Origin of the sequence: Alteromonas sp. ALT199 (assembly GCF_018619335.1) — a bacterium.
GTDB lineage: Bacteria > Pseudomonadota > Gammaproteobacteria > Enterobacterales > Alteromonadaceae > Alteromonas.
In genome coordinates, this window is sequence record NZ_JAHHDX010000126.1 from 65,387 (window position 1) to 85,395 (window position 20,009).

At 44.4% G+C, this 20,009-nt stretch carries 14 protein-coding genes and 1 pseudogene; 7 read left to right on the forward strand and 8 right to left on the reverse strand.

Features of this window, described 5'->3' with window-relative positions; translation table 11 throughout:
- Positions 1-72 precede the first annotated feature (72 nt).
- Positions 73-1,145: pseudogene (locus KL866_RS14005) on the forward strand (ADP-ribosylglycohydrolase family protein).
- 129 nt (positions 1,146-1,274) lie between these two features.
- Here KL866_RS14005 and KL866_RS14010 read toward each other — a convergent pair.
- Entirely contained in the window at positions 1,275-2,363 is a 1,089-nt protein-coding gene (locus KL866_RS14010) for a Gfo/Idh/MocA family protein (protein ID WP_214995565.1), read from the reverse strand.
- A gap of 296 nt (positions 2,364-2,659) precedes the next feature.
- Here KL866_RS14010 and KL866_RS14015 point away from each other — a divergent pair, with 296 nt between their 5' ends.
- Positions 2,660-3,823, forward strand: a complete 1,164-nt coding sequence (locus KL866_RS14015; protein WP_025256346.1) for an AI-2E family transporter — start codon at positions 2,660-2,662, stop codon at positions 3,821-3,823.
- Positions 3,824-4,001: 178 nt separating this feature from the next.
- Here the strand turns inward: KL866_RS14015 and KL866_RS14020 are convergent, their stop codons facing one another.
- Together KL866_RS14020 and KL866_RS14025 are read right to left on the reverse strand one after the other, a co-directional pair.
- Positions 4,002-5,747, reverse strand: coding sequence for an alpha-amylase family glycosyl hydrolase (locus KL866_RS14020; protein ID WP_214995567.1), 1,746 nt, complete (start codon positions 5,745-5,747; stop codon positions 4,002-4,004).
- Between the two features lie 340 nt (positions 5,748-6,087).
- A complete protein-coding gene (locus tag KL866_RS14025; protein ID WP_251140066.1) occupies positions 6,088-6,498 on the reverse strand; it encodes a Dabb family protein in 411 nt (136 codons plus the stop codon).
- Between KL866_RS14025 and KL866_RS20335 the strand changes: the two genes are divergently transcribed.
- Positions 6,413-6,691 carry a hypothetical protein gene (locus KL866_RS20335; protein WP_251140068.1) on the forward strand — a complete coding sequence of 93 codons (279 nt, stop codon included), beginning with the start codon at positions 6,413-6,415 and terminating at the stop codon, positions 6,689-6,691. The two genes, KL866_RS14025 and KL866_RS20335, sit on opposite strands and share 86 nt — an antisense overlap.
- A 288-nt stretch (positions 6,692-6,979) precedes the next feature.
- Here the strand turns inward: KL866_RS20335 and KL866_RS14030 are convergent, their stop codons facing one another.
- Positions 6,980-8,908, reverse strand: coding sequence for a peroxidase family protein (locus KL866_RS14030; protein ID WP_214995569.1), 1,929 nt, complete (start codon positions 8,906-8,908; stop codon positions 6,980-6,982).
- A 448-nt stretch (positions 8,909-9,356) separates the two neighbouring features.
- Between KL866_RS14030 and KL866_RS14035 the strand changes: the two genes are divergently transcribed.
- The 3 genes from KL866_RS14035 to KL866_RS14045 all read left to right on the forward strand — a co-directional run bounded on the left by KL866_RS14035 (position 9,357) and on the right by KL866_RS14045 (position 11,653).
- Complete coding sequence (locus tag KL866_RS14035; protein ID WP_118492410.1) at positions 9,357-9,548, forward strand: hypothetical protein; 192 nt, start codon at positions 9,357-9,359, stop codon at positions 9,546-9,548.
- 300 nt (positions 9,549-9,848) lie between these two features.
- Complete coding sequence (locus KL866_RS14040; RefSeq protein WP_214995571.1) at positions 9,849-10,718, forward strand: MIP/aquaporin family protein; 870 nt, start codon at positions 9,849-9,851, stop codon at positions 10,716-10,718.
- Between the two features lie 71 nt (positions 10,719-10,789).
- On the forward strand, positions 10,790-11,653 hold the full coding sequence (locus KL866_RS14045) for a DMT family transporter (RefSeq protein ID WP_214995573.1): 864 nt from the start codon (positions 10,790-10,792) through the stop codon (positions 11,651-11,653).
- 18 nt (positions 11,654-11,671) lie between these two features.
- Here KL866_RS14045 and KL866_RS14050 read toward each other — a convergent pair whose 3' ends face one another.
- The gene (locus tag KL866_RS14050) at positions 11,672-12,196 is read right to left on the reverse strand and encodes a DUF6314 family protein (RefSeq protein ID WP_214995575.1); all 525 of its coding nucleotides are present in this window, start codon (positions 12,194-12,196) and stop codon (positions 11,672-11,674) included.
- A 10-nt stretch (positions 12,197-12,206) separates the two neighbouring features.
- Positions 12,207-14,093 (reverse strand): TonB-dependent receptor domain-containing protein, encoded by a 1,887-nt coding sequence (locus KL866_RS14055; protein ID WP_214995577.1) that lies wholly within the window; start codon positions 14,091-14,093, stop codon positions 12,207-12,209.
- A 303-nt stretch (positions 14,094-14,396) separates the two neighbouring features.
- On the opposite strand from KL866_RS14055, the gene KL866_RS14060 reads away from it, so the two are divergent.
- The gene (locus KL866_RS14060; RefSeq protein ID WP_025256355.1) at positions 14,397-16,520 is read left to right on the forward strand and encodes a TonB-dependent siderophore receptor; all 2,124 of its coding nucleotides are present in this window, start codon (positions 14,397-14,399) and stop codon (positions 16,518-16,520) included.
- Positions 16,521-16,577: 57 nt separating this feature from the next.
- Here the strand turns inward: KL866_RS14060 and KL866_RS14065 are convergent, their stop codons facing one another.
- Together KL866_RS14065 and KL866_RS14070 are read right to left on the reverse strand one after the other, a co-directional pair.
- Positions 16,578-17,105: an ester cyclase gene (locus KL866_RS14065; protein WP_025256356.1), complete on the reverse strand. Its 528-nt coding sequence runs from the start codon at positions 17,103-17,105 to the stop codon at positions 16,578-16,580.
- A gap of 182 nt (positions 17,106-17,287) precedes the next feature.
- On the reverse strand, positions 17,288-19,696 hold the full coding sequence (locus tag KL866_RS14070; protein WP_025256357.1) for a TonB-dependent receptor: 2,409 nt from the start codon (positions 19,694-19,696) through the stop codon (positions 17,288-17,290).
- Positions 19,697-20,009 lie beyond the last annotated feature (313 nt).

Genomic DNA, 20,009 nt, shown 5'->3' on the forward strand with positions numbered 1-20,009 from the left:
TATGCGCGTATTTTAAAGAAGTTGATACACCCATTCCCATCCAAACGAGTTAGTTGGCAGGCGAGAGGAAAGATGGCTTCAAAAATCATAGAACGCGCAAGAGCAGCACTTAAAAACGCATTTGTCGGCGACCACTCGCTATGCCGGTGCACTGGTTTTACAACCCAGCCGATATCTACAAACAGTTTCCGTTAGGAATAGAGCAGTTTGAGGATGCGCCGTCCTTTCATCCCTCTTCAATAATGTCGCTGCATTCCACACAGCAAGGTGGTCGCGCAAACAAAGCATCAGCTCGCCCAAAAGAGATAGTGGGTGAGGTCATTCTTAAAGGGAAAAGGCAGTACTGGGGTAAAGACAATGTTCATTATCATCAGGGGATGAAAGCGGGTGAAAATACGCTTAATGCCCACTGCGCCCGTATTGTTCTAACCTGCGCCCTTAGAGGTTATGACGCAGATGAGTTTTTAAACCAATACATTAGCTTTATGCGCGCCGATGTTCCTAAACACCCTGACACGTATGCCGAGTCTTATCACAGAGGTTTTTTCGCAAACCTTGAACAGGGCATTTCGGCAGAAAAATGTGGAGCGGTTACCCATGATACGGCTTCAATAGGGGCTTTTGTATCAGTAACACCTTTAGCGGTAGTAGAAGCAGCTAAAAATACTGCACTTAACGACATCAAATATCTGTGTCGTAAGCACTTGTATTTGACTCATCCCGACGAACCGTTAGCTTCAGTATGCGATTACTATGTTGAGCTGATATACAAATTAGCGCACCGCCAAGATGAATCCCCCAAAAATATTTTAGAGGATATTGCGAGTAAGTCAGCAGGACTGAACTTGGCGTCCCTTACGGCAAAGAACAAAAGCGATATTGAAGTTGTTGGGCGTATGTATTCGCCGGCATGTTATATCTCAAACGCCTGGCCCGCCGTATTATATTTTGCATACCGCTATGCAGATAATCCGAAAAGAGCGCTTATAGCAAACACTAATGTGGGCGGTGACAACGTGCATCGCGGTTTTGTGTTAGGGGCCATACTAGGGCTGATGCACGGGGTTGAGATACCCCCATGGTTTAGCGAGTTAACCGATGCGACAAAGCTAAACTCGTTAATCGACTGTCTAGGCGTTACATGACTTAAGGGGAAAGCTTCGTATCTTGAGACTTCGTGCATTCAAGGCGAAGCGAACGCCAAACCTAGCATTACATGAACAACGAATTATTAATGCTCTGCTTTTGCCCCTATTGAGTTTGTTGATAAAGCCTTACAGCCTAACCGTTTGACCAGTTTTTGCTGCTTCAAATATCGCGTTCACGATTTTGATATCAGCAAGCCCTTCACTACCGGGTACCATTGGCTGTCGCCCAGCTATTATGGCTAAAGCGTCGTTATCCATTTGAAGCGTTTGCTGCATTTCGTCAATAGGTGGCAGCGTTTTCCCGTCAGACGTTGTGCCTGTTACGCCATTGTAGCTCTGCATAGGTTTTAGCTGATACCAACCGTCTTTACAGTCAGCTTTAAAATGGTTAAACCCTTTTACTACGCTAGTGCCGCAATCTGCCACCAGCCCGTCGCCAAAGTCCATGGTGAATAAGGTAGTTTCATCAACTTCAGTAAACTTGTTTGGGAAACGTTGAGGAGGATGGCTACCAGTTACAGACAAAGGCTCTCGCCCCGTTAGAAAGCGCGCGCTGTTTATGGCATAAACACCCATGTCATAGAGTGCACCGCCTCCCATATGCTTTTTCATGCGCCAGTTGTCTGCCGCCCTACCCTGTCCAGCATAACCGGCAAAGCTCGATACCGCTGTTATATTTCCGTAGGGTTTTGTTTTTAGATACTGATGAAAAGTGCGTGTATTAGGTTCGTGCTGCATGCGATAGCCGATAGACAAGGTTACATTATTTTTATTACAGGCATCGATGATAGCTTGGCACTCCTCGCTATCCATCGCCATTGGCTTTTCACACCACACATGTTTTCCAGTATTTGCAGCTTCCACGGCAAAGTCTTTATGCGTACCTGTGGGGGTAACAACATAGATAACGTCGATATCGTCGTTATTGGCAATCTCTGACATGGTACGGTATGTATATACGTTGGCGTCTTTAATACCGTACTTTCTTTGCCACTTAGGAATTTTTTCTTCGCTACCCGTGATGATACCTCGCAGCTCGCAGTGTTTAGTGTGCCGCAGCGCCGGTGCCAATAGATTTGTGCTGTAATTGCCTAGCCCAAGCAGTGCCACCCCTAACTTCTTTTTAGCAGGCTGAGCGAGTAAAAAAGGGCTGTGGGCAACGAGCAAACCTGAGCCCGCTATTTGCAGAAAATGACGACGAGTGATGCGGGACATTAGCGCTCTCCATAAGAAGAAAATCCATGTATGCTTTTAGTAGTGACTCAATTGCCTATACAGATCACACATATATTACTAAAACAACAAGAATACTCAGAATTACAGCACTAAATCTGTATATCGTTATGAGCGTGCAAAAATTATCTTAACAACTTATCTTTTCGGATTTATTCTCACGTTTCAAAATGCTACGCACTGAACTTTAATCATGAAATTTTCGTAATATTTATACTCTAAGTTCATCAATGTTTAAAAAACTCGCGCAAAGTTCGCTTCTCACCTAAGGCTAAGACATGGATAACGCTGGCTCTACTAACGAAAAACAAAAAAAGAACTTAACTGGCGCGTACCCTAAAATAGCCAAACAAACTAAACTACTAAATACATTGGTAATCTTCGCTTTCATCTACACCATGTATTTAGCGAAATCCTTACTAATCCCGTTGTTCTTTTCAGCCTTTATAGCCTTACTGTTAAGCCCACTTGTCGCCATTGCTAGAAAGGTATACGTACCGCGGACTATTTCGGCAGGAGCATTAATTGCACTGCTAATTACCCCCTTCACTCTACTCACTGTAGAACTTGCTGAACCTGCCGAGCGTTGGATGCATTCGCTACCTAAAATAGCCGCCGAGATCACCGAAGAAATAGAAGAAATTAGCAGTAGTATTGATGCCTATACTACACCTCCCGCCAACGCTCCTGTCGAAAAGGAGTCGTCTATTTTTGACTGGTTTGACGACGATGATTCCGCTAAACAGGTGGTTACATCGCCAGACACTTCAAATTCAGTAACGGATAAAATTAAGCAAAGTGGCATTGATATGGGGTTAACCCTATTTAGTAATGCTCCATTTCTACTAGCACAAATCATGGCCTGCGTAGTATTGATTTTTTTCTTGTTGGTTTTTGGGCCTAACCTATTTCATGTTTTTATAAGAGACTTCCCAGTTGTTACAGATAAAAGGCGAGCATTGGTATTAGTCGATCAAATTCAACGAGAGCTTTCAGCCTATATAGTCACAATCAGTATCATAAACACATGTTTAGGGCTGGCTACAGCTGGCGCCTTTTACTATTTGAAGATTGAAGACGCGCTTCTGTGGGGAGCACTCGTTGCCTTGATGAACTTTGTTCCCTACCTGGGTGGTATTGCAAGTAGCATGGTGTTGCTAGTGGTAGGGGTTGTTCAGTTTGGACTTACCAGCAGCGCATTTCTGCCAGCCGGTGTCTTTTTGGTTTTGAATATTATTGAGTCTCAGTTGATTACCCCAGCCGTATTGGGGCGCAGTATGCAGCTTAACCCGCTGATTATTATAATTTGGATAGCCATTACAGGCTGGTTATGGGGCGTAGTGGGCGTTTTACTAGCAGTGCCCATATTAATGTGCGTTAAGATTATTCTGGAAAATCTAGGTGTTTTTGACCACTGGATAAGGCTTCTTGAGTCGAAATAATTTTCCTACCGTTAGTAGAATAGAAAAACCGTACACGACTAGCCTTTAATTACGATCTTTATCAACAAAAAAGGCCTAATGGACATCTTATACTCCGTGAGGCCTTTCTATATTTCCATCAAGTGCTAAATAAAAACGTTATATAGCTGAGTAGATAGCTACTTCCCTGTCTTAAGAATTACTCTACGTTACCACTCTCGGTCAAAATAAAAATACCGAATGATGGAAGCCTTATTCTCCCGTTTTCTATATGAATAGACTGGGTACACAACCCGTCTGACCACGCAAATAAGCAATGGGGTTCAGCCGGCAATCCTGATAACTGATAATCATCTATGTCTTCGCCACCTAGATGAAGATACACCCACACCGATTCATTGGCGATGTCATTGAAACGGCGATAGCCCAACACTTTGTTCTTACTGTCTTGATGAACAATCTCTGTATTTGCGCCAGTTAGCCCGGTGGTTGCCTTGTCCTCGCCTTTGCGTAATTTGATCAACGCCGTCACCGCCTCTAGGTATTCATCAAAACTATCGCTTCGTGACCAATCTAGGTCTTTTACGTCGTCAAACCAACCAGACTCTTTAAATTCTTGCCCTTGAAACAACATAGGGATGCCAGCGCTTGTAAGTACCAGCGTCGCGGCTAAAATCCCCTTTTGACGTGCAAAGTAATCGCCATCTACATTTCCAGGCGCAATTTCTTCAACCAAGCGAGCCTTTCCATTAGCCACTTCATCGTGAGATTCGGTATAAACCACTCTAGCAAAGGGGCTACCGCTGTACTGCTTGCATAATGCATCAACGAGCACATCAAGATTGACGTTTTCATCATTAGATTGAGTAAGCACTTCACGCACTGGATGTACAAATGCAGCGTCCCATTGAGCCGTGTAACCACAGCCTCCACCATCTAAGGGGTTTGTAATGTAGTCGTGCTGGTGAAGGTCTTCAGCAATTGTCATTTTTTCAGCGCATGCTTGTTGAATACACCCATTTATTCCCTTAATTAATTCATAAGCTTCTGGGATATCATCTTCTCCCGAGTCTGCACCAGAGACGGTACGCATGAAAGGCACCATATCCATACGCAGCCCATCTGCCTTGAACTCTTGAAGCCACATCATGGCATTGTCGGTAATGTAGTCTCGTACTTCTTGACGGCCATAGTCAGGCCGCGTGTCACCCCATGGGGTAGCGGAACGCTCATCGTTGTAGAAATAAATTCCCCCCTTGTCGTTCTCGCTCCAGCCATCAAATTGCCAGATATCCAAGTCACTAGGGCCGAAATGGTTATACACTACATCCATTATTACGCCTATGCCCTGTTTGTGCGCTGCGTCGATAAAGCGTTTTAGGCCATCAGGCCCGCCATAAGCTTCTTCGACCGCAAAGGGGCATGCTGGGTTGTAGCCCCAACTTATATCGCCAGCAAATTCGTTTACTGGCATAAGCTCTATCATGTTTATGCCTAGCGATGCTAAGTAATCAAGCTTCTCTATGGCCGAATCGAATGTACCTTGCTCGCCGTTTTTGCGGTGAAATGTGCCGATATGAAGCTCGTAGATAATTCGTTGATGAATAGGGGCTGCTTTAAAGTTATCTACTTCCCAACTGAATGCATCGTCATAAATAACGCTGTTACCTACACTATTGGTCATCAACCGTGCCCTGGGGTCGTTTTTCAGAGCGCAATCACCTTTAGCATTAGTCACTTCATACTTGTATTCATGGCCACATTTAGCATCATCGGTTTCACACCACCACACACCGTTATCTTGTTGCTGCATACTGATACCCGGGCGATTCCAGTCATTAAAATCTCCGGTAAGTGAAACACTTTGCGCATTAGGCGCCCATACGGAAAAACGATATCCAGTTTGTGTTTTTACTACACCTGGACCTATTAAATTTTCACACATTTTGTTAGCGCTCCAACGCGAGGGGTGGAATAAAAAAGAAGATTGCATCGCGATATTAGCGATGACTCGAATAGAGGCAGTTAGATGTGCAACTCAAGGGCCAATAATATAAACGGCCAAGTACTTGTAAAGTGAGGGTTATTCTTATTGAGCTTTACATAGCCACCATTTTTTACCGTAGTTTTTACACATTGCTTGGTAAAATTGGTGATGAGTGATTTCGGTACTGATTGCATCCAGATAAGTAGAATATCGATACGAAAAGGAGAGTAATATCTCAGCTTACTTGTCCTTTCCCCCGCAAAGCCAAGCGCTACATTGCGGTTTAACTCAATAAGCCCTACACCGAAACAGAATCTCGCACTACAACCTTGCGCCATAAACCTGAGCACTGCTCAACAAATTGTTTATGAATTGGATGAGATTGGTATTCATTTTGGGCCTCGATACTTTCAAAAAACATGAGCTCAGACACATCAAAAGAATTATCAATAACATCGCGCTTTAAAGTATTGGCAGGTAGGCCAATGTGAAGGGAATGAATTTGCGGTATAGCTTTTAAGGACTCTAAGCCAGCTATCAACTTCGCTCTATCTTCATTAGAGCCAGGATTGTTAAGCCAAAAATAAACCATATGAAGTATGGGAGGAAGCATACTGCTTTTCATGCTTGAAGACTTAGCAGATGCAGAGTCTGAAAGTAAAGAACTTGGAGAGCTGGCACTAGCGGGTAGTGCAGCAAAAGAAGCCAGTGCGCCAGCACTCGTTACAAACTGCCTACGTTTTATATCTGTCATCTTTGATGCTCCATGGTTAAGCGTTAGTTCGAAGGTTTACCTACCATGGCACTATGACGAAAACGAAGCAACTATAGACAGCTACCATTTAAACCAGCTAGCTATTCTCAAGATCTCAGCAGTTACGACACCGTATTCAGTACATTAAGCATTTCCCGTGCGTCATTAGTTAGTTTTACTAACGCTTTTCTCAAATCCGTTGAAGAAACGCATAGCGCCTCAAAAGGGATAAACCAGGTTTGTTTTTCTGTACCACAATGCATACCCCTTCAGGAAATACGCTATGCATTATTGGCTCATCAACATTAGCGTCATTTTTGTGCTGTAAGATGAGCTGCATCGCGTCTTGGTGATTTTAATTCATAGGGGTGGAATAGAAAACATGAGGTAGTGAAAATACCGCTACACAAATTGTATAGCGGTATCGAACTTGTAGCTAGTTAGTCGAGTTACTCACGTAAAACACGTTGTCTGGTATTTCATTTCTAATACCTGTGTTGTTACGAATAACATCGGCAAGGGTCACGCCATTTATCATGTCTAGCTCTTCATCCGTAAGATAGTTTTGGTACCAAAACCTGTCGCCATCTCGAAGGGCTTCAAATTGCTCAGTGACCATTGCACGAAACAAAGGTCCTAACTGGGAACCTTCATCCGCTACTGGGTCTTCAGCTAAACCGCCGGTAAACAAGTCAATATCGCCAACGCTATCATAGGTAGTCTCTAAAACGTGTTGTAACTCAGTGTTCGAGGTAACTTCGCTAAATGACTGCCTACGCACTAGACCGAATTGATCCCGCATATCATTGTAAGAAGGTACGCCGTGATCTCGTCCTCGTTGAATGTTCAGCGCAACCAAATCTAAACCACCTTGACCCGGTAAGCCAAACAAAAAGTTGCGCAATTCGCTAGTCACTTTCACGTCGATAGCTTGGTGAAGCTGATTTGCAAGGCCTCTCAAAATAGGCTCAACACTCTGCTCATCAGTAAGTATGTAGGGCGCCGTAAAGAACACTTCGCGGACCGACAAATTCCCTTCATCAATCGTATTTCCCTGTGCATCAAGTCTCAGTATCTGGTCGTTAATAAGCGAATGACCATGACGAAATGCTGCAACAGAGAACGCATTATAAAGCCCTGGGTCTACAGTGTTATCATAGCCTTGATAGCGAGATAGCGCGTTATCGCCAATAAGTGCGGGCAAATACTCGTTGTAAGTTATAGCCTGAATTTCAGCTATCACTAGACGCCGAGCGGCTTGAAAGATCTCTTCGCCAGATGCTCCTGACAACTGATCTTCCAATATAGCTGCAAGTCGATTGTGCTCTCTTACCCACAAAGTGTGCATTACGGTAAGCCCAACTTGTTCGTTGGCACGCACTTCGCCACCTAAAAATAGCTCGCTGTCTTCCACACCAAACGCATTACCGTTGGTTTGGCCGCTAGTATTGAAAGGCAATAAGTTACCTTCACTCGTGGCTAAGTAAGGGCTATTTTCCCCGACTCTTATCGCCAACGCACGCTGTTCGTCAGAGCCATAGATCATGCTTCCATCGATCCATGCGGTAAGCTCATTTTCTTGCTCTCTAGGGTTTCGAGTGGATGTGCCCGTATCATGGTCGAAGATAGCTCTTGAGAACAAAATAGTCGCGGAACCAGTGCTTTGTGGGTCAAAAAACGTATCTCCAACGGGCACCGAGATGTCCGCAATCTCTTCCAGACCATCAGTTAAACCGAAGTCATGATCGATAAACTGACCCCACTGCCAAACAACATCAGAAGTTCCGAAATTATTGGGTATAACTTCGCCAGTATCTTGATGATGTATATTATTGGAAATTAAGCGAGCACTAGGTCGATTGACGCCCGACATAGTAGAAATGCCATCTTCATAGTCTGGCTCAACCCAACGTTTTAACTGGGTAAACGCGGCACCCCACAGTGGGTTAGCATTATTGTTTAAAGAGCCATCTATTGTTCTAACTTCTCTGTTATCAACAAAGTCGTTGTCGTCGTCCCTGTTATTGTTAACCCGCTCTCTTCGCTCGTTAGCATCTTCGTTTATCCCTTGAGACGATGCTCTACGGTCGTTCACTACAATCGTTACATCATCAAAGGCCGTAGTCCCTTCACTATCGGTTGCGATAAGGCGAAATACTAGGGTCTCGTCATCTGAGGTAGACGGCGCACGAAAGCTCGCGTTTAGTGAATTTGCGTCTTCTATTTCTACGGACTTTCCCGATACTTGCTCCCATTGAACGCTAACGCTACCTTGCGTATCACTGGCGCTACCCTGCAGTACTACCATAGATCGTTCATCTATTGTTTGCCTTTCCCCTGCTTCAACTACAGGGGGAGTATTCACATTATTTTCATCAGAACTACAGGCACTGATGGCAATGACAGCCGCTGTCAGTGATATTCTTACTTTTTCATATTCAACGCCTTCTTTTACTTCTACATGAAGTAACTAAATTGGCGAGCACGAATTAACACTTGTAAAAACTCGTACTCGCTGCCCCTAATGCCTCACTACAGCAGTGCTAGTACCACAGCACTTGGAGAAACTACTCATTGTTTCGACATGTAAAAGCAGGCGTTATTATCGATTTTAATAGATGGCAGCGAACGCAAAGAAAGATTAACCAAACAGGAAAAAATCTAAAAAACTGATAAATAATAGGTTTCGAGACTAAATAGGCTAAAACTGTCAGAAAAATGTTGGCAAGTTTTTTGAAAGCCTTACTAAAAAACATGACTTTATGTTTTGAATTTTGGTTTTTCACGCTATAAAACAACGAGATTTTGACACTATGCGCCTACCAACTAAACAGCTTATTGCTAAAATTGAAAATTTATCTAATGGTCTAACGCCAGAGCAGCTAGCAAGCTTTCTCGATATTATTGATGCCATGACGGCACTGGTTGAAGAAGCTGGAGATTTAAAAGTTGATAACGACACCAAAAATAATAGCCCCAGTACAGAGCTCTCCGTATTCCACTAGACCAAGCTTTACAGCGTTCACTACCTTCGAGTAAGAGCGCTATAGCAATACCAAGAACGACCAATATTCGTTTTTGCTCATTTGTAGTTCGTTTATGTTCGTTTTATGATGCGTCCCAATTAAATGTACATAGGAAGCTGCGTCAGAATAAGAACTAAACGGTCTGTTAGTCAAAATGAACAGCTAATGCACTATTGCATCAACATAAAACGGTTTCAGCTTTCATCCTCCCTGACATAACTCCTTCGCTTCTTTTTCTGCTCAATGCGTTGTACTGGTTAAAGATTAAAAGGAATAATTATGTTAACTCTCACAGAACCAACGCTTTTCCGCCAGTGTATTGCTGAATTCATAGGCACTGCAATTCTGATTTTCTTTGGTGTTGGTGCAGTCGCAGCATTGGTATTAACTGGCGCCTCGTTCGGTCAATGGGAAATAAGCATTGTCTGGGGGTTTGGCGTAGCTGTTGCCATTTACTGTACTGCTGGAGTTTCGGGTGCACATATCAATCCTGCGGTAACCATTGCACTTGCGCTTTTTCAAGGCTTTGAAAAGCACAAAGTAGCCCCCTTCATTCTTTCTCAATTTCTGGGGGCATTCGCTGCTGCCGCACTTATCTACGGGTTATATCATCAACTCTTCATAGACTATGAACTGACTCACAACCTTTCACGCCAAAGTGTAGAGGCTCTAGCAACAGCCAGCATTTTCTCTACTTTTCCTCACGAAGCCCTTTCATTCTGGGGGGCCTTTGGCGTTGAATTCGTTATAACTGCAGTGTTGATGTTCGCAATTCTGGCGCTGGGCGATGAAAACAACGGTGCATCACGTGGAGCCATGAACCCGCTACTGATTGGTATTGTCATCGCTGTCATTGGCTCCTCTTTAGGACCTTTGACCGGTTTTGCCATGAACCCTGCTCGAGATTTTGGTCCAAAGCTATTTTCCTATATTGCAGGATGGGAGCACGCGCTCTCTGGGGCGAAAGACATTCCTTACTTTATTGTACCTATTGTCGCGCCTATATGTGGTGCATGCTTTGGCGCTTGGCTGTACCCTATATTGATAGGTCGTTCTCTTTCTCAGGATAGTCGCGCTTGTACTATTCCTAACGATTGCGAAACCTCTGTTGTTACAGAAACTTCTCAAGCGAGTTTCGATAGAGGGTGAACTGACTGTTGATATGCAAGCGGCGATGGCCTATTTTAGCCCGCGGTTGAACTTACAAAGAAGCATAGCGTGTGTTTTATTTAATAGCAGTGACTGTCCTATGGGCATTTTCCTTTTCGCTTATTGGCGAGTTTTTGGCTGGCTCAGTAGACAGTTATTTTGCTGTTTTGACCCGCATTGTGCTCGCCACACTGGTTTTCCTTCCTTTCCTTAGGCCGGCATTATTGAACCTTAAACAAAAGGCGTTCTTGGCGAGTTTAGGTGCCGTGCAGTTAGGGTTAATGTACATTTTTTTCTACCACGCGTTTTTGTATTTAACCGTGCCTGAAGTACTGCTTTTCACCATTTTTACGCCGCTTTATGTCGCCATTTTAAACGACGCCCTGTTTAAGCGGTTTACTCCGTTTTATTTATTGTGCGCACTTATTGCCACCGCAGGTGCAGCCATAATTCGCTTTGATGGCGTTACAGATAACTACTGGTTTGGTTTTGCCGTTGTTCAAGGTGCTAACCTTTCCTTTGCGCTAGGACAGGTGGGTTATAAAAAACTCACCTCTACCTTCAAAACACAAGTGCCCTATCACAACATATTCGCGTGGTTTTATTTAGGCGCACTAGCCGTTGCATTGCCTGCTTTCTTTTTATTCGGCAACCCAAACCAACTTCCCCAGAATACCGAGCAATGGGGTGTACTATTATGGTTAGGTATTGTCGCATCAGGGCTTGGGTATTACTTTTGGAATAAAGGGGCGCTAGCCGTTTCTGGTGGTACGTTGGCTATTATGAATAACGCACTTATTCCGGCGGGGCTTGTGGTTAATTTACTGCTTTGGCAAAAAGACACCGACTTTTCTCGCCTGCTTCTTGGCGGTGCCATCATTGCTATTGCCCTTTGGATGTCTCATCAATACACCAAAAAACAGAAGCAGATCTAAGCCTAAACAAAGCCGACTCTACGCAGGGCTATACTCACTTACCATAGTGTAGTCTTTGCGCGGGCCATTGACCTGCCATGTAGAGCGCCACACTGGCCACGCAGTGAAGTCATAGCGCACTACGTAATTGTCATCACCGCATAAGTGTTCGGCATTAGGGTTGCTCGCACTAAATGTATGAAAATAGCGCTCATCATCAAATAACACTTCAAATAAACCGGTTTGAGGTTGCTGCCAAAAATACCGACGTTCTGCTGGCATAACGCTTCCGTTAGGCGCAATCACCTCACCTTTTTCATAATATGCTAAGGCGAGGTTTCCCTTATAAGCTTTACCCTTGTCTTTGCCTTCTTTGCCAATATTGTTCTCGCCGATGTAGCCTGTTCCTGCGTTATCTTTACCTACTTCCTCTTTGTCTTCGAGCCAGCTAAATTCAGCTTGGCCAGAAAAGGTAAATACGTCGCCGTTTCGCTGGATGATTTTACGCGATAGCGTCCATCTTCCAGCAAAGTCGTCTAGGGTATAAGGAAGATTCTTTATCATTGCGCCTCCCTTACCAAAAATAGGTGGCGGTGGCAGAGTATTGGTCGCCTCGACCCGGCGTACCAGGAATTTCTTCAAAGCGCTCATCCCACAAATTATCTACGGCCAAAACTAGGTTTAACCCTTCAATCTGAGCCGGTGAATAGGTAAGTGTGACGTGCGAGAAGAGTGCTGAGTCACTACCGTTTCGAAGCGCATTGGTTTCTTGTTTTCGCCATTCATTGTCCATGCGAACTTCAACGGTATCTGTTGCAAACCACACCAAGCCAAGAGTCGCGCGATGCGGCGGATAGTTAAGGGCGTAAAAGCTCGCGTCTACCTCATCAATTCGATAGTCTTCAGACTTATCTAAATAGGTGTAGCTGGCCACCACATCTGCGCTCTCAAAGCGTTTAATGGCAATCACCTCAACACCTAGGGTTTCGATATCGACCGGGTTTGCACTGCGAGCTGAAGTAGCGTCGAAGCTATAGGTCCAATCTGTCAGCTCGTTATCCCAGCGATAGAATACGGCGGTATCAACCTTGAAAGATGATTTATCAAATGACGCTCCGAACTCTAAGTTTTTGCTTACTTCCCGCTGTAACTGGTTATTACTTCTAAATAGACCGCTTGAGGTGCTGCCGCCTACAGCAGTATAGCCAGCCACCTGCGTCGCTTCTGCATACGAAAGGTAGAGTGTACGCGAGGCATTGTTGCCCGTTTGGGCAAGCCAGCTAATATCGCCCACAAAAGACAGTCGGTCGTCGTCGCGATTCGTATCGTCAAACGCCCCACCAAAACGAACGGTAAGCGATTCATTACTGTTCAACTGAGTTCGATACTCGGGCACTACGCTTATTTTGTAGTAGTCGCGAGAGGTGAAATTGTTATCTAGCGTGGTTGATGTGATGTCGTCTGCAGTAAGCTGTGCTGCGTAGTTAATACCAAATTCTTGCGATACATTATGAGTACCAGAAAGCGCCAATGACTTAACTTGGGTTTCGTGAAACGCCTGAAACGCTTCAGGGTTTTCACGGGAGAACACGTAATGGTCGTCATTCTCTCTGTAGTAAGCAGAAACCTCAATGGTATTTTTCATGCCCTCTTCGCCGTAGCGCTGTTTGTGATTTAGCATGACCAAACGGGTTTGAATGTCTTCCGTTTCGTTTACATTGAAAGGCGTGTACAAGTTAGGCCAGCCAAAAAACTTTTGCTGAAAGCCATAAAATACGTCTGCTTGTGAGTCATCACTTGCCAGCTGAATACGTCCCGACGCGCGTTCGAAATTATGATCGCCATTAGCAATGGTGCCATCACTTTCAGAGCGAGAATACTCGCCTTCAACTCCAACAGACCAGCCAGAAATATCACTAAGCTCGTGCTTTAGTGCACCGTGCACCCGCTGCAGATTGAAGTTATTATTGCCCACACCCAGTGACACACTGCCTGCTGTTTGGATAGGTCGCCAGCCGTAAGACACCGTACCTACAGAGCTATTTACGCCGTAAAGCGCGTTATCGACCCCCGTGAAAATACTCGGTTTCGTCAACATTTCTGGCGCAATGGGAATTTCAGCAAAATAGTGCCCCGTTTGCGGGTCGATAAGCGTTGCGCTTCCTACGCGAAAACCCGTGTTTTCGAATATACCGCCACGAATAGTAACGTCAGCCTGCGCTTCTGCCATGTTCCTTGATTGCAAATCGACACGTGGGTCGTACTCTAAATTTGAGATAGGTGAATTAAACGTCCCTACCGGCTTGTTATTCGCCGTCGCCGCCCCTTCAATGGTAATTTTTTCTACGCCTTCTTCGTGGCTGTTCACGCCAGAGTTAACGTTTGATGAATCAACACTTTCAGCGGCGATGGCGGTAAAAGGTAAAGTACAAAAGAGCAAAGATAGGATTGTGTGACGCATTCAGTGTCCTAGTTAAAAATTTAGGTTCAGCCTGCAGGCAAGAGTAATAAAAACGCGAAGTGTATAGCATTAGTAGACCGAGGAAAACGCTGCGCAGGTGAGTTTAGACCAGTAAGTTTATTTTTACTTACAGCTCTGCACATTTCTATTTATCAATATAAACAGACTGTATGTATCAGTAGCAGCCCGCAATAATTATCAATCTCACCTTATTGTCTGCTTACCTTTCTTGCCAAAAGAAACGAGATAACATAACATTCGCAACCTCTACAAAACCTGCCAAAGACACGTAATACCTTGCTTATGCTTGATCTTAAAACACCGTTTATATTTTCTTTAGTTGCATTATCAGTAAGCGCCGCTGCGCAAAGTGATGAAAGCTCCCTTCAAGGTGCTCATGATGAACTTGAACACATTGAGGTAAAAAGACACTTTCAACCATATCGTGGTAACGTGCCGCTAATCGACACCCCACAAGCAATCGACCGAATTACTGCCGATACATTAGCGAATGAAGGGATCACACGCTTCATCGATGCATTAGATTTTGCGCCCACCATTGTTAGACAAAACAACTCTGGCGGCATGTTCGATAGCTTTGCGATCCGAGGTTTTTCTGGCGATGAAAATAACCCATCGGGTTATTTAATAAACGGCTTCAACGTGCGTGGCTATAGCGGTAATAGAAGCACGGTTAACGTTCAAACCATAGAAGTAATGAAGGGTCCGGGATCAGCCTTATATGGTCAGGGTGAACCTGGCGGTACCATCAATGTTATTACCAAAAAACCCCAGTTTGAAGAGCAAGGCTACATCCAAGGCACCCTAGGTAATTTCGATAAAAAGCAAGTAGAGTTCGATTACACGAACGGCATAAATTCAGACATGGCGTATCGCGTTAATGGTTCGTACGAAGACTCTGATACTTATCGCGATAACGTGTTTTTCAAGAATTTGAATCTTAACCCTTCATTTATCTGGAACATTTCTGACCACACAAGCTTAAGCTATCAAATGGAAATACTGGATCAGGAAAAGCCGCTTGATCGCGGTGTGTTCATTTTGAATAACGATTTCGACGCTGTAGATGCCGAAGACTTTTACGGTGATGTTAGAGACGGAGCTCATGAAGTTAAAGCCTTTGGACATCAGTTAGTGTTAAATCACGAGTTGAATCACAATTGGCATTTACTTAGTGGCTTCGCATATAGAGACTCTTCGTTTGAAGGGCAGTCTTCAGATACTGAACTGTCAGAAGGCCGTCAGCTTTTGTATACCGACCCATCTATACTTTCAAGGCAACGTAGAACCCGTGACTATCAAGCGCAAGACTTATCACTACGCTTTGAATTAAGTGGCGTGGTAGACGTGGCAGGCTTCGTAAATAACGTCTTATTTGGTTTGGACTATTACAACTACCACATCGATACAGACTATCGTCGTTGGCGCACTGCGTGGGGTGCTGGTGATACCACTTATAGCATCGACCCTGAAAATCCAGATTACACCATTTTCAGACCTGACGTTACACCCACTACACTCACGGCTGAAAAGCAAAAAGGGTTAGGTTTTTACGCACAAGATGTAATAGAACTTACCGAAGCAACCAAGCTTTTAGTTGGCTTTCGCGTGGACAAGTTCGAGCAAGACATTCTTAATAAGTTAAGCAATGAAGGGCAAGAACAAGACCAAACAGAAGTAACACCACGAGTGGGTTTTGTGTATGAAATTAATGATTCTGTAAGCCTTTACACTAGCTATGCGGAAGGTTTCAGGCCCAATCCTGGTCTTGATTCTGACCGCAACGCGTTTGATCCTGAAGAAACCACTTCTTTTGAGGTAGGTGCTAAGTGGGAAAACATTGCTGATATGTTTTCAGGTAGCATCGCTATTTTTGATGCTGAAAAGACCAACATGCTAACCGCTGAACCGAACACTGGCTTTTCTGCCACGCTTGGTGAAGTTGAAAGCCAAGGGGTTGAATTTCAGTTAACGACCGACCTTACTTCAGACACTCGCCTTGATATGGCATATGCGTATACCGACGCTAAGACCGCGAAAGCAGTGAATGACTTAGATTTTGGCGTGCCTATTCCTAAAGGATCGCGCTTAATCAATATTGCAAAACATTCGGGATATATCTCACTTAACCATTTCACCAGCGTATTTGAAAAAGAAGCGTTCTTTGGTGTGACTATGCGTTACGTGGGCGACCGATTGGGGCAAACCACAGATCCAACATTCATTTTGCCGTCTTATACCCTTGTGAACTTGGCAGGGTCGGTGAATATCAGCGATGAGCTTTCTATGAGATTTGACGTGAACAATCTGTTCGACAGAGATTACTTTGAGAACTCATACCATCAGCTTTGGACCATGCCGGGCTCACCAACTAACTATACGGTAAGCGTTAAGTACCAGTTCTAGTAATAAAATCAAACAAGCCGGAAGTTTCATTAGTCCGGCTTGTTTGTTATCCATTTTCTATTCGCCGTTTTGTACTGGCATTTTCCCTGAGTCACGGTTTTCCCACCCGTGCCCGTTGAACGGATCTACACCTAGCTGCTGCATAATGTAGGGGAAGTCAACGTTAACCCAGTTATCTACAATTTTACCGTCTACCACTTTCCAAAAATCCATATAGCGAATTTCAACTTTCTTACCAGTAGGCTCTATTCCCATAAAGGTTCCAGTATGAACTGCTTCCTGGCGACCAAACGCAGCGCACCACTCGCCTTGTGTTACCCGTGCTTCATCTATACAAACTTTATCAGAAAACGCAGCCTGAAACGGTCGCTGCCAGTTGTCTTGAAACTCTTTTAACCCTTGTTTGAAACCGCAGCCCGCATTGCCCATCCAGCGAAAGTTCTCGCTGAAGAAACGGCCCATATTATCGATATCGTGGTCGTTTAATCCATCGACCATAGCGTCAATGGTATCAATGGTTTCCTGCGTTTTTGACAAGTCGTTGTCTTTTGTAAGAATACCTTGTTCTGGACGTGAACCTTTCATCTCATATCTCCCAAAAAAGTGTTGAGTACTGCTGTTAAAAGCTCTGTTAAAAGAATGCGTAATTAGGGTTTTGAAACAGAGCGTAAAGTAGATATTTAGCGCTAAGAACCAAAACTGGGCTTATCACCTTAGTGATTGCCCAGTTTGTTCAGCGTTTAAAATAGCGCGCTGCGCTACAGTTGTTAGTCAAACTTGTACTGTAAGCTTACGCCGTACGTACGTGGGTTGTTCCAGTTTGCCTGAATGGAGTTAATAGGCAGCCCATTAAGCACTTGAGACTGAACCACTGCACGAGTTAATACTTCTTCGTCTGTTAGGTTGTTGGCAAAGAAATCGACGTTTAAGTTTTCGTTTACTTCCCAAGAAATGCGAGCCGTTACCATGGCGTGAGCATCTACTTTTGTTTCAGGAATGTTGATATCAAACGCGTAGTGATCGTCAACGAAGTTCACATGAAGATAAGGCGTCAAGTAACCGCCATTTGGCAATGAGTACTCATACCTTGCGCTTAGGCCCAGCGTGTAATCAGGCGACATAGCTGGAGAGTAACCCGCAAAGCTAAACTGGCTATTTGGATCGTTTATATCCTGACGGCCATCAACATTGCCTAACCCAAGTAGCGGCTGAAGTTGAGAATTACCTACCGCAAAGTCGTCAGCGAACTCGGCGTTAAGAAGCGCCAAGGTTGCATTTAACGTTAACTCGCTTAGTGGCCGCCATTCCAAATCAGCTTCTAACCCGTAGGTGTCAACCTGACCACCGTTTTCATAGTATTCAAAGGTTGTACTAACGCCAGTAGAAACGCACTGTGCCACGGTTAAGTCAGTTGTTGTGTCGTTACACGATACTGCAAACAGCTGTGCTTTCACGTCGTCGTATTGGTTTGCAAAAGCAGAAACGTTAAACCGAACGGTGTTATCGAATAAAAAGCTCTTTAAACCAATTTCGTAAGAAATAACTTCTTCATTGTCGTATAGCGGATCGGCACCACGCGCTACCACCCTCGCGTCGTTAGCACCACCAGTACGATAACCTGTTGCTGCACTGGCGTAGACCATCATGTCTTTTGCGACATCTAGCTCATAAGCTAATTTCCACAATACCGCTGAGTCGTCCCAATCGGGAATTGAATCGCCCGTAAATGTCTTTTCGTCTTTGTTGTAGCGAAGACCAACCAGTAAGCGATTACTGTCGTTAAGTTGATAACGAGCCTGACCAAATACTGCTACTGAGTCGACTTCATGTGGGTCGTGGTTTGGATTTCCCCACGAAGGAACCGTAATAGAATCTGGCTCACCGTTACCGGTTGTATCCTCACGCCACAGCCATTCCCAATCCGCTTCTTGCGAGAACAAATAAACACCTGCTATCCAAGAAAACGGGCTATCACTTTCAACAGATGACAACTGTAGTTCGGTAGAAAACGCTTTTTGATCGTCCTGACGCCCAAAGCCACCAACAAAGTCTAAGCCACCATCGCTGTAGTCGTTATCGTAGAATTGCTCGCCTGACAGTTCAGAATAATTAGTGGTCCACTTTGCATTTGCCCAGTCCATCGCCCAGTCGAGCGTCAAGGTTGCCGACCACGCTTCTTGGTTATCGAAAGACACCGCATTTCGGTATACATCGTATGGGCCTTCATCATCTCGCTCAGCATCAGCTGGCTGATAAATGTGGCCAGGTGTTACCGTAGCAATAGGGTTATAAACACCCGAACCCGGCGAGGTTTCAGAAATTTGATAACCCGCAGTTTGTTGGTAACCCCAAATCGCTTCTGAGTTTGCGTCTTTCTTGCTGTAATCAAGGCGAAGTAATGCAGTGACATCGTCTGAGAATTCGTATTTAGTTGTGTTACGTAAGTAGAATTGGTTCTTTTCGCGTAAATCGTCTGACGAGCCCGGCAAGAAATGGTTTTCAATCATGCCGTCATGACGGTCGTGGCTCATTACAAATCGCGTAGCGGCCTTATCACTTAACGGCAAATTTAATATAGCTTCATAGGCCGAACGGTCATAGCTACCGTGAGTGAGTTTCACAGAACCACTGGTATAACCAAGTTCAGGTTGCTTTGAAATAACGTTGATACTACCTGCGAATGTATTTCTTCCATAGAGTGTTCCTTGCGGCCCGCGCAATACTTCAATGCGCTCAATATCTACGTAAGCACCCAAGCCGCCTGTAGTCGTTGGCACATAAATACCATCTTGGAAAATACCGACAACTTGTTCAGCAATACCTGTACCGGCTACACCCACTTCATTTGTACGAGCACCACGCATAGCGGGGCGAACTTCACCACCTGAGCTGCCTATTCTTAACCCGGGAACAACGTTTTCAAGACCACTGATACTTTCAATGCCGTTTCGCAAAATATCATCTGCACCTAACGCGCTCACAGAAGACGATACTTCCTGCAAATCTTGAGATTGTCGATTTGCTGTTACTTCAATACGTTCAACACCCGCGGCTTTAGCTTCGCTGTCAGGGGTTTCTTGTTGGGCGCTAGCACAAAAGCTAACGCTGATTAGAAGTGCACTTTGAATAGCGCGGGAGAGGTATGTTGTATGGTACTTTCGTTGGTCTTGCTTCATCGTGATAGTTCCCGGATTAATAAAACCTTATTTGCAGTAACCTGTAAGTGCCCTGCGTTTATCAAGCCTTTGATGACCCTGCCTGTGACAACATCATACTAGGTTGTGTAATTCTTGGTCTAAACAAACATACAACCCAATTTACTTCGAAGTCAATAAATGATTGTTAATTCATGAATTTTAATTTTTTGTTTAAATACACTTAAAACAAATAAACGCATGTAATAAAAGGATTTATTACCCGATCACGGGTCTTAACAATGACAATAAAAATAAGATTCCGAAGTATAAATAAAGACTTCAAGTCAAAAAT

What these genes read in the sequence shown, in the direction of transcription:
- KL866_RS14065 (WP_025256356.1), bottom strand. Translation starts at nt 17,105, where the DNA reads ATGAAAGGTTCACGTCCAGAACAAGGTATTCTTACAAAAGACAACGAC.
- KL866_RS14050 (WP_214995575.1), bottom strand. Translation starts at nt 12,196, where the DNA reads ATGATAAAGAATCTTCCTTATACCCTAGACGACTTTGCTGGAAGATGG.
- KL866_RS14070 (WP_025256357.1), bottom strand. Translation starts at nt 19,696, where the DNA reads ATGAAGCAAGACCAACGAAAGTACCATACAACATACCTCTCCCGCGCT.
- KL866_RS14020 (WP_214995567.1), bottom strand. Translation starts at nt 5,747, where the DNA reads ATGTGTGAAAATTTAATAGGTCCAGGTGTAGTAAAAACACAAACTGGA.
- KL866_RS14060 (WP_025256355.1), top strand. Translation starts at nt 14,397, where the DNA reads ATGCTTGATCTTAAAACACCGTTTATATTTTCTTTAGTTGCATTATCA.
- KL866_RS20335 (WP_251140068.1), top strand. Translation starts at nt 6,413, where the DNA reads ATGCTTGAAGACTTAGCAGATGCAGAGTCTGAAAGTAAAGAACTTGGA.
- KL866_RS14040 (WP_214995571.1), top strand. Translation starts at nt 9,849, where the DNA reads ATGTTAACTCTCACAGAACCAACGCTTTTCCGCCAGTGTATTGCTGAA.
- KL866_RS14055 (WP_214995577.1), bottom strand. Translation starts at nt 14,093, where the DNA reads ATGCGTCACACAATCCTATCTTTGCTCTTTTGTACTTTACCTTTTACC.
- KL866_RS14010 (WP_214995565.1), bottom strand. Translation starts at nt 2,363, where the DNA reads ATGTCCCGCATCACTCGTCGTCATTTTCTGCAAATAGCGGGCTCAGGT.
- KL866_RS14015 (WP_025256346.1), top strand. Translation starts at nt 2,660, where the DNA reads ATGGATAACGCTGGCTCTACTAACGAAAAACAAAAAAAGAACTTAACT.
- KL866_RS14035 (WP_118492410.1), top strand. Translation starts at nt 9,357, where the DNA reads ATGCGCCTACCAACTAAACAGCTTATTGCTAAAATTGAAAATTTATCT.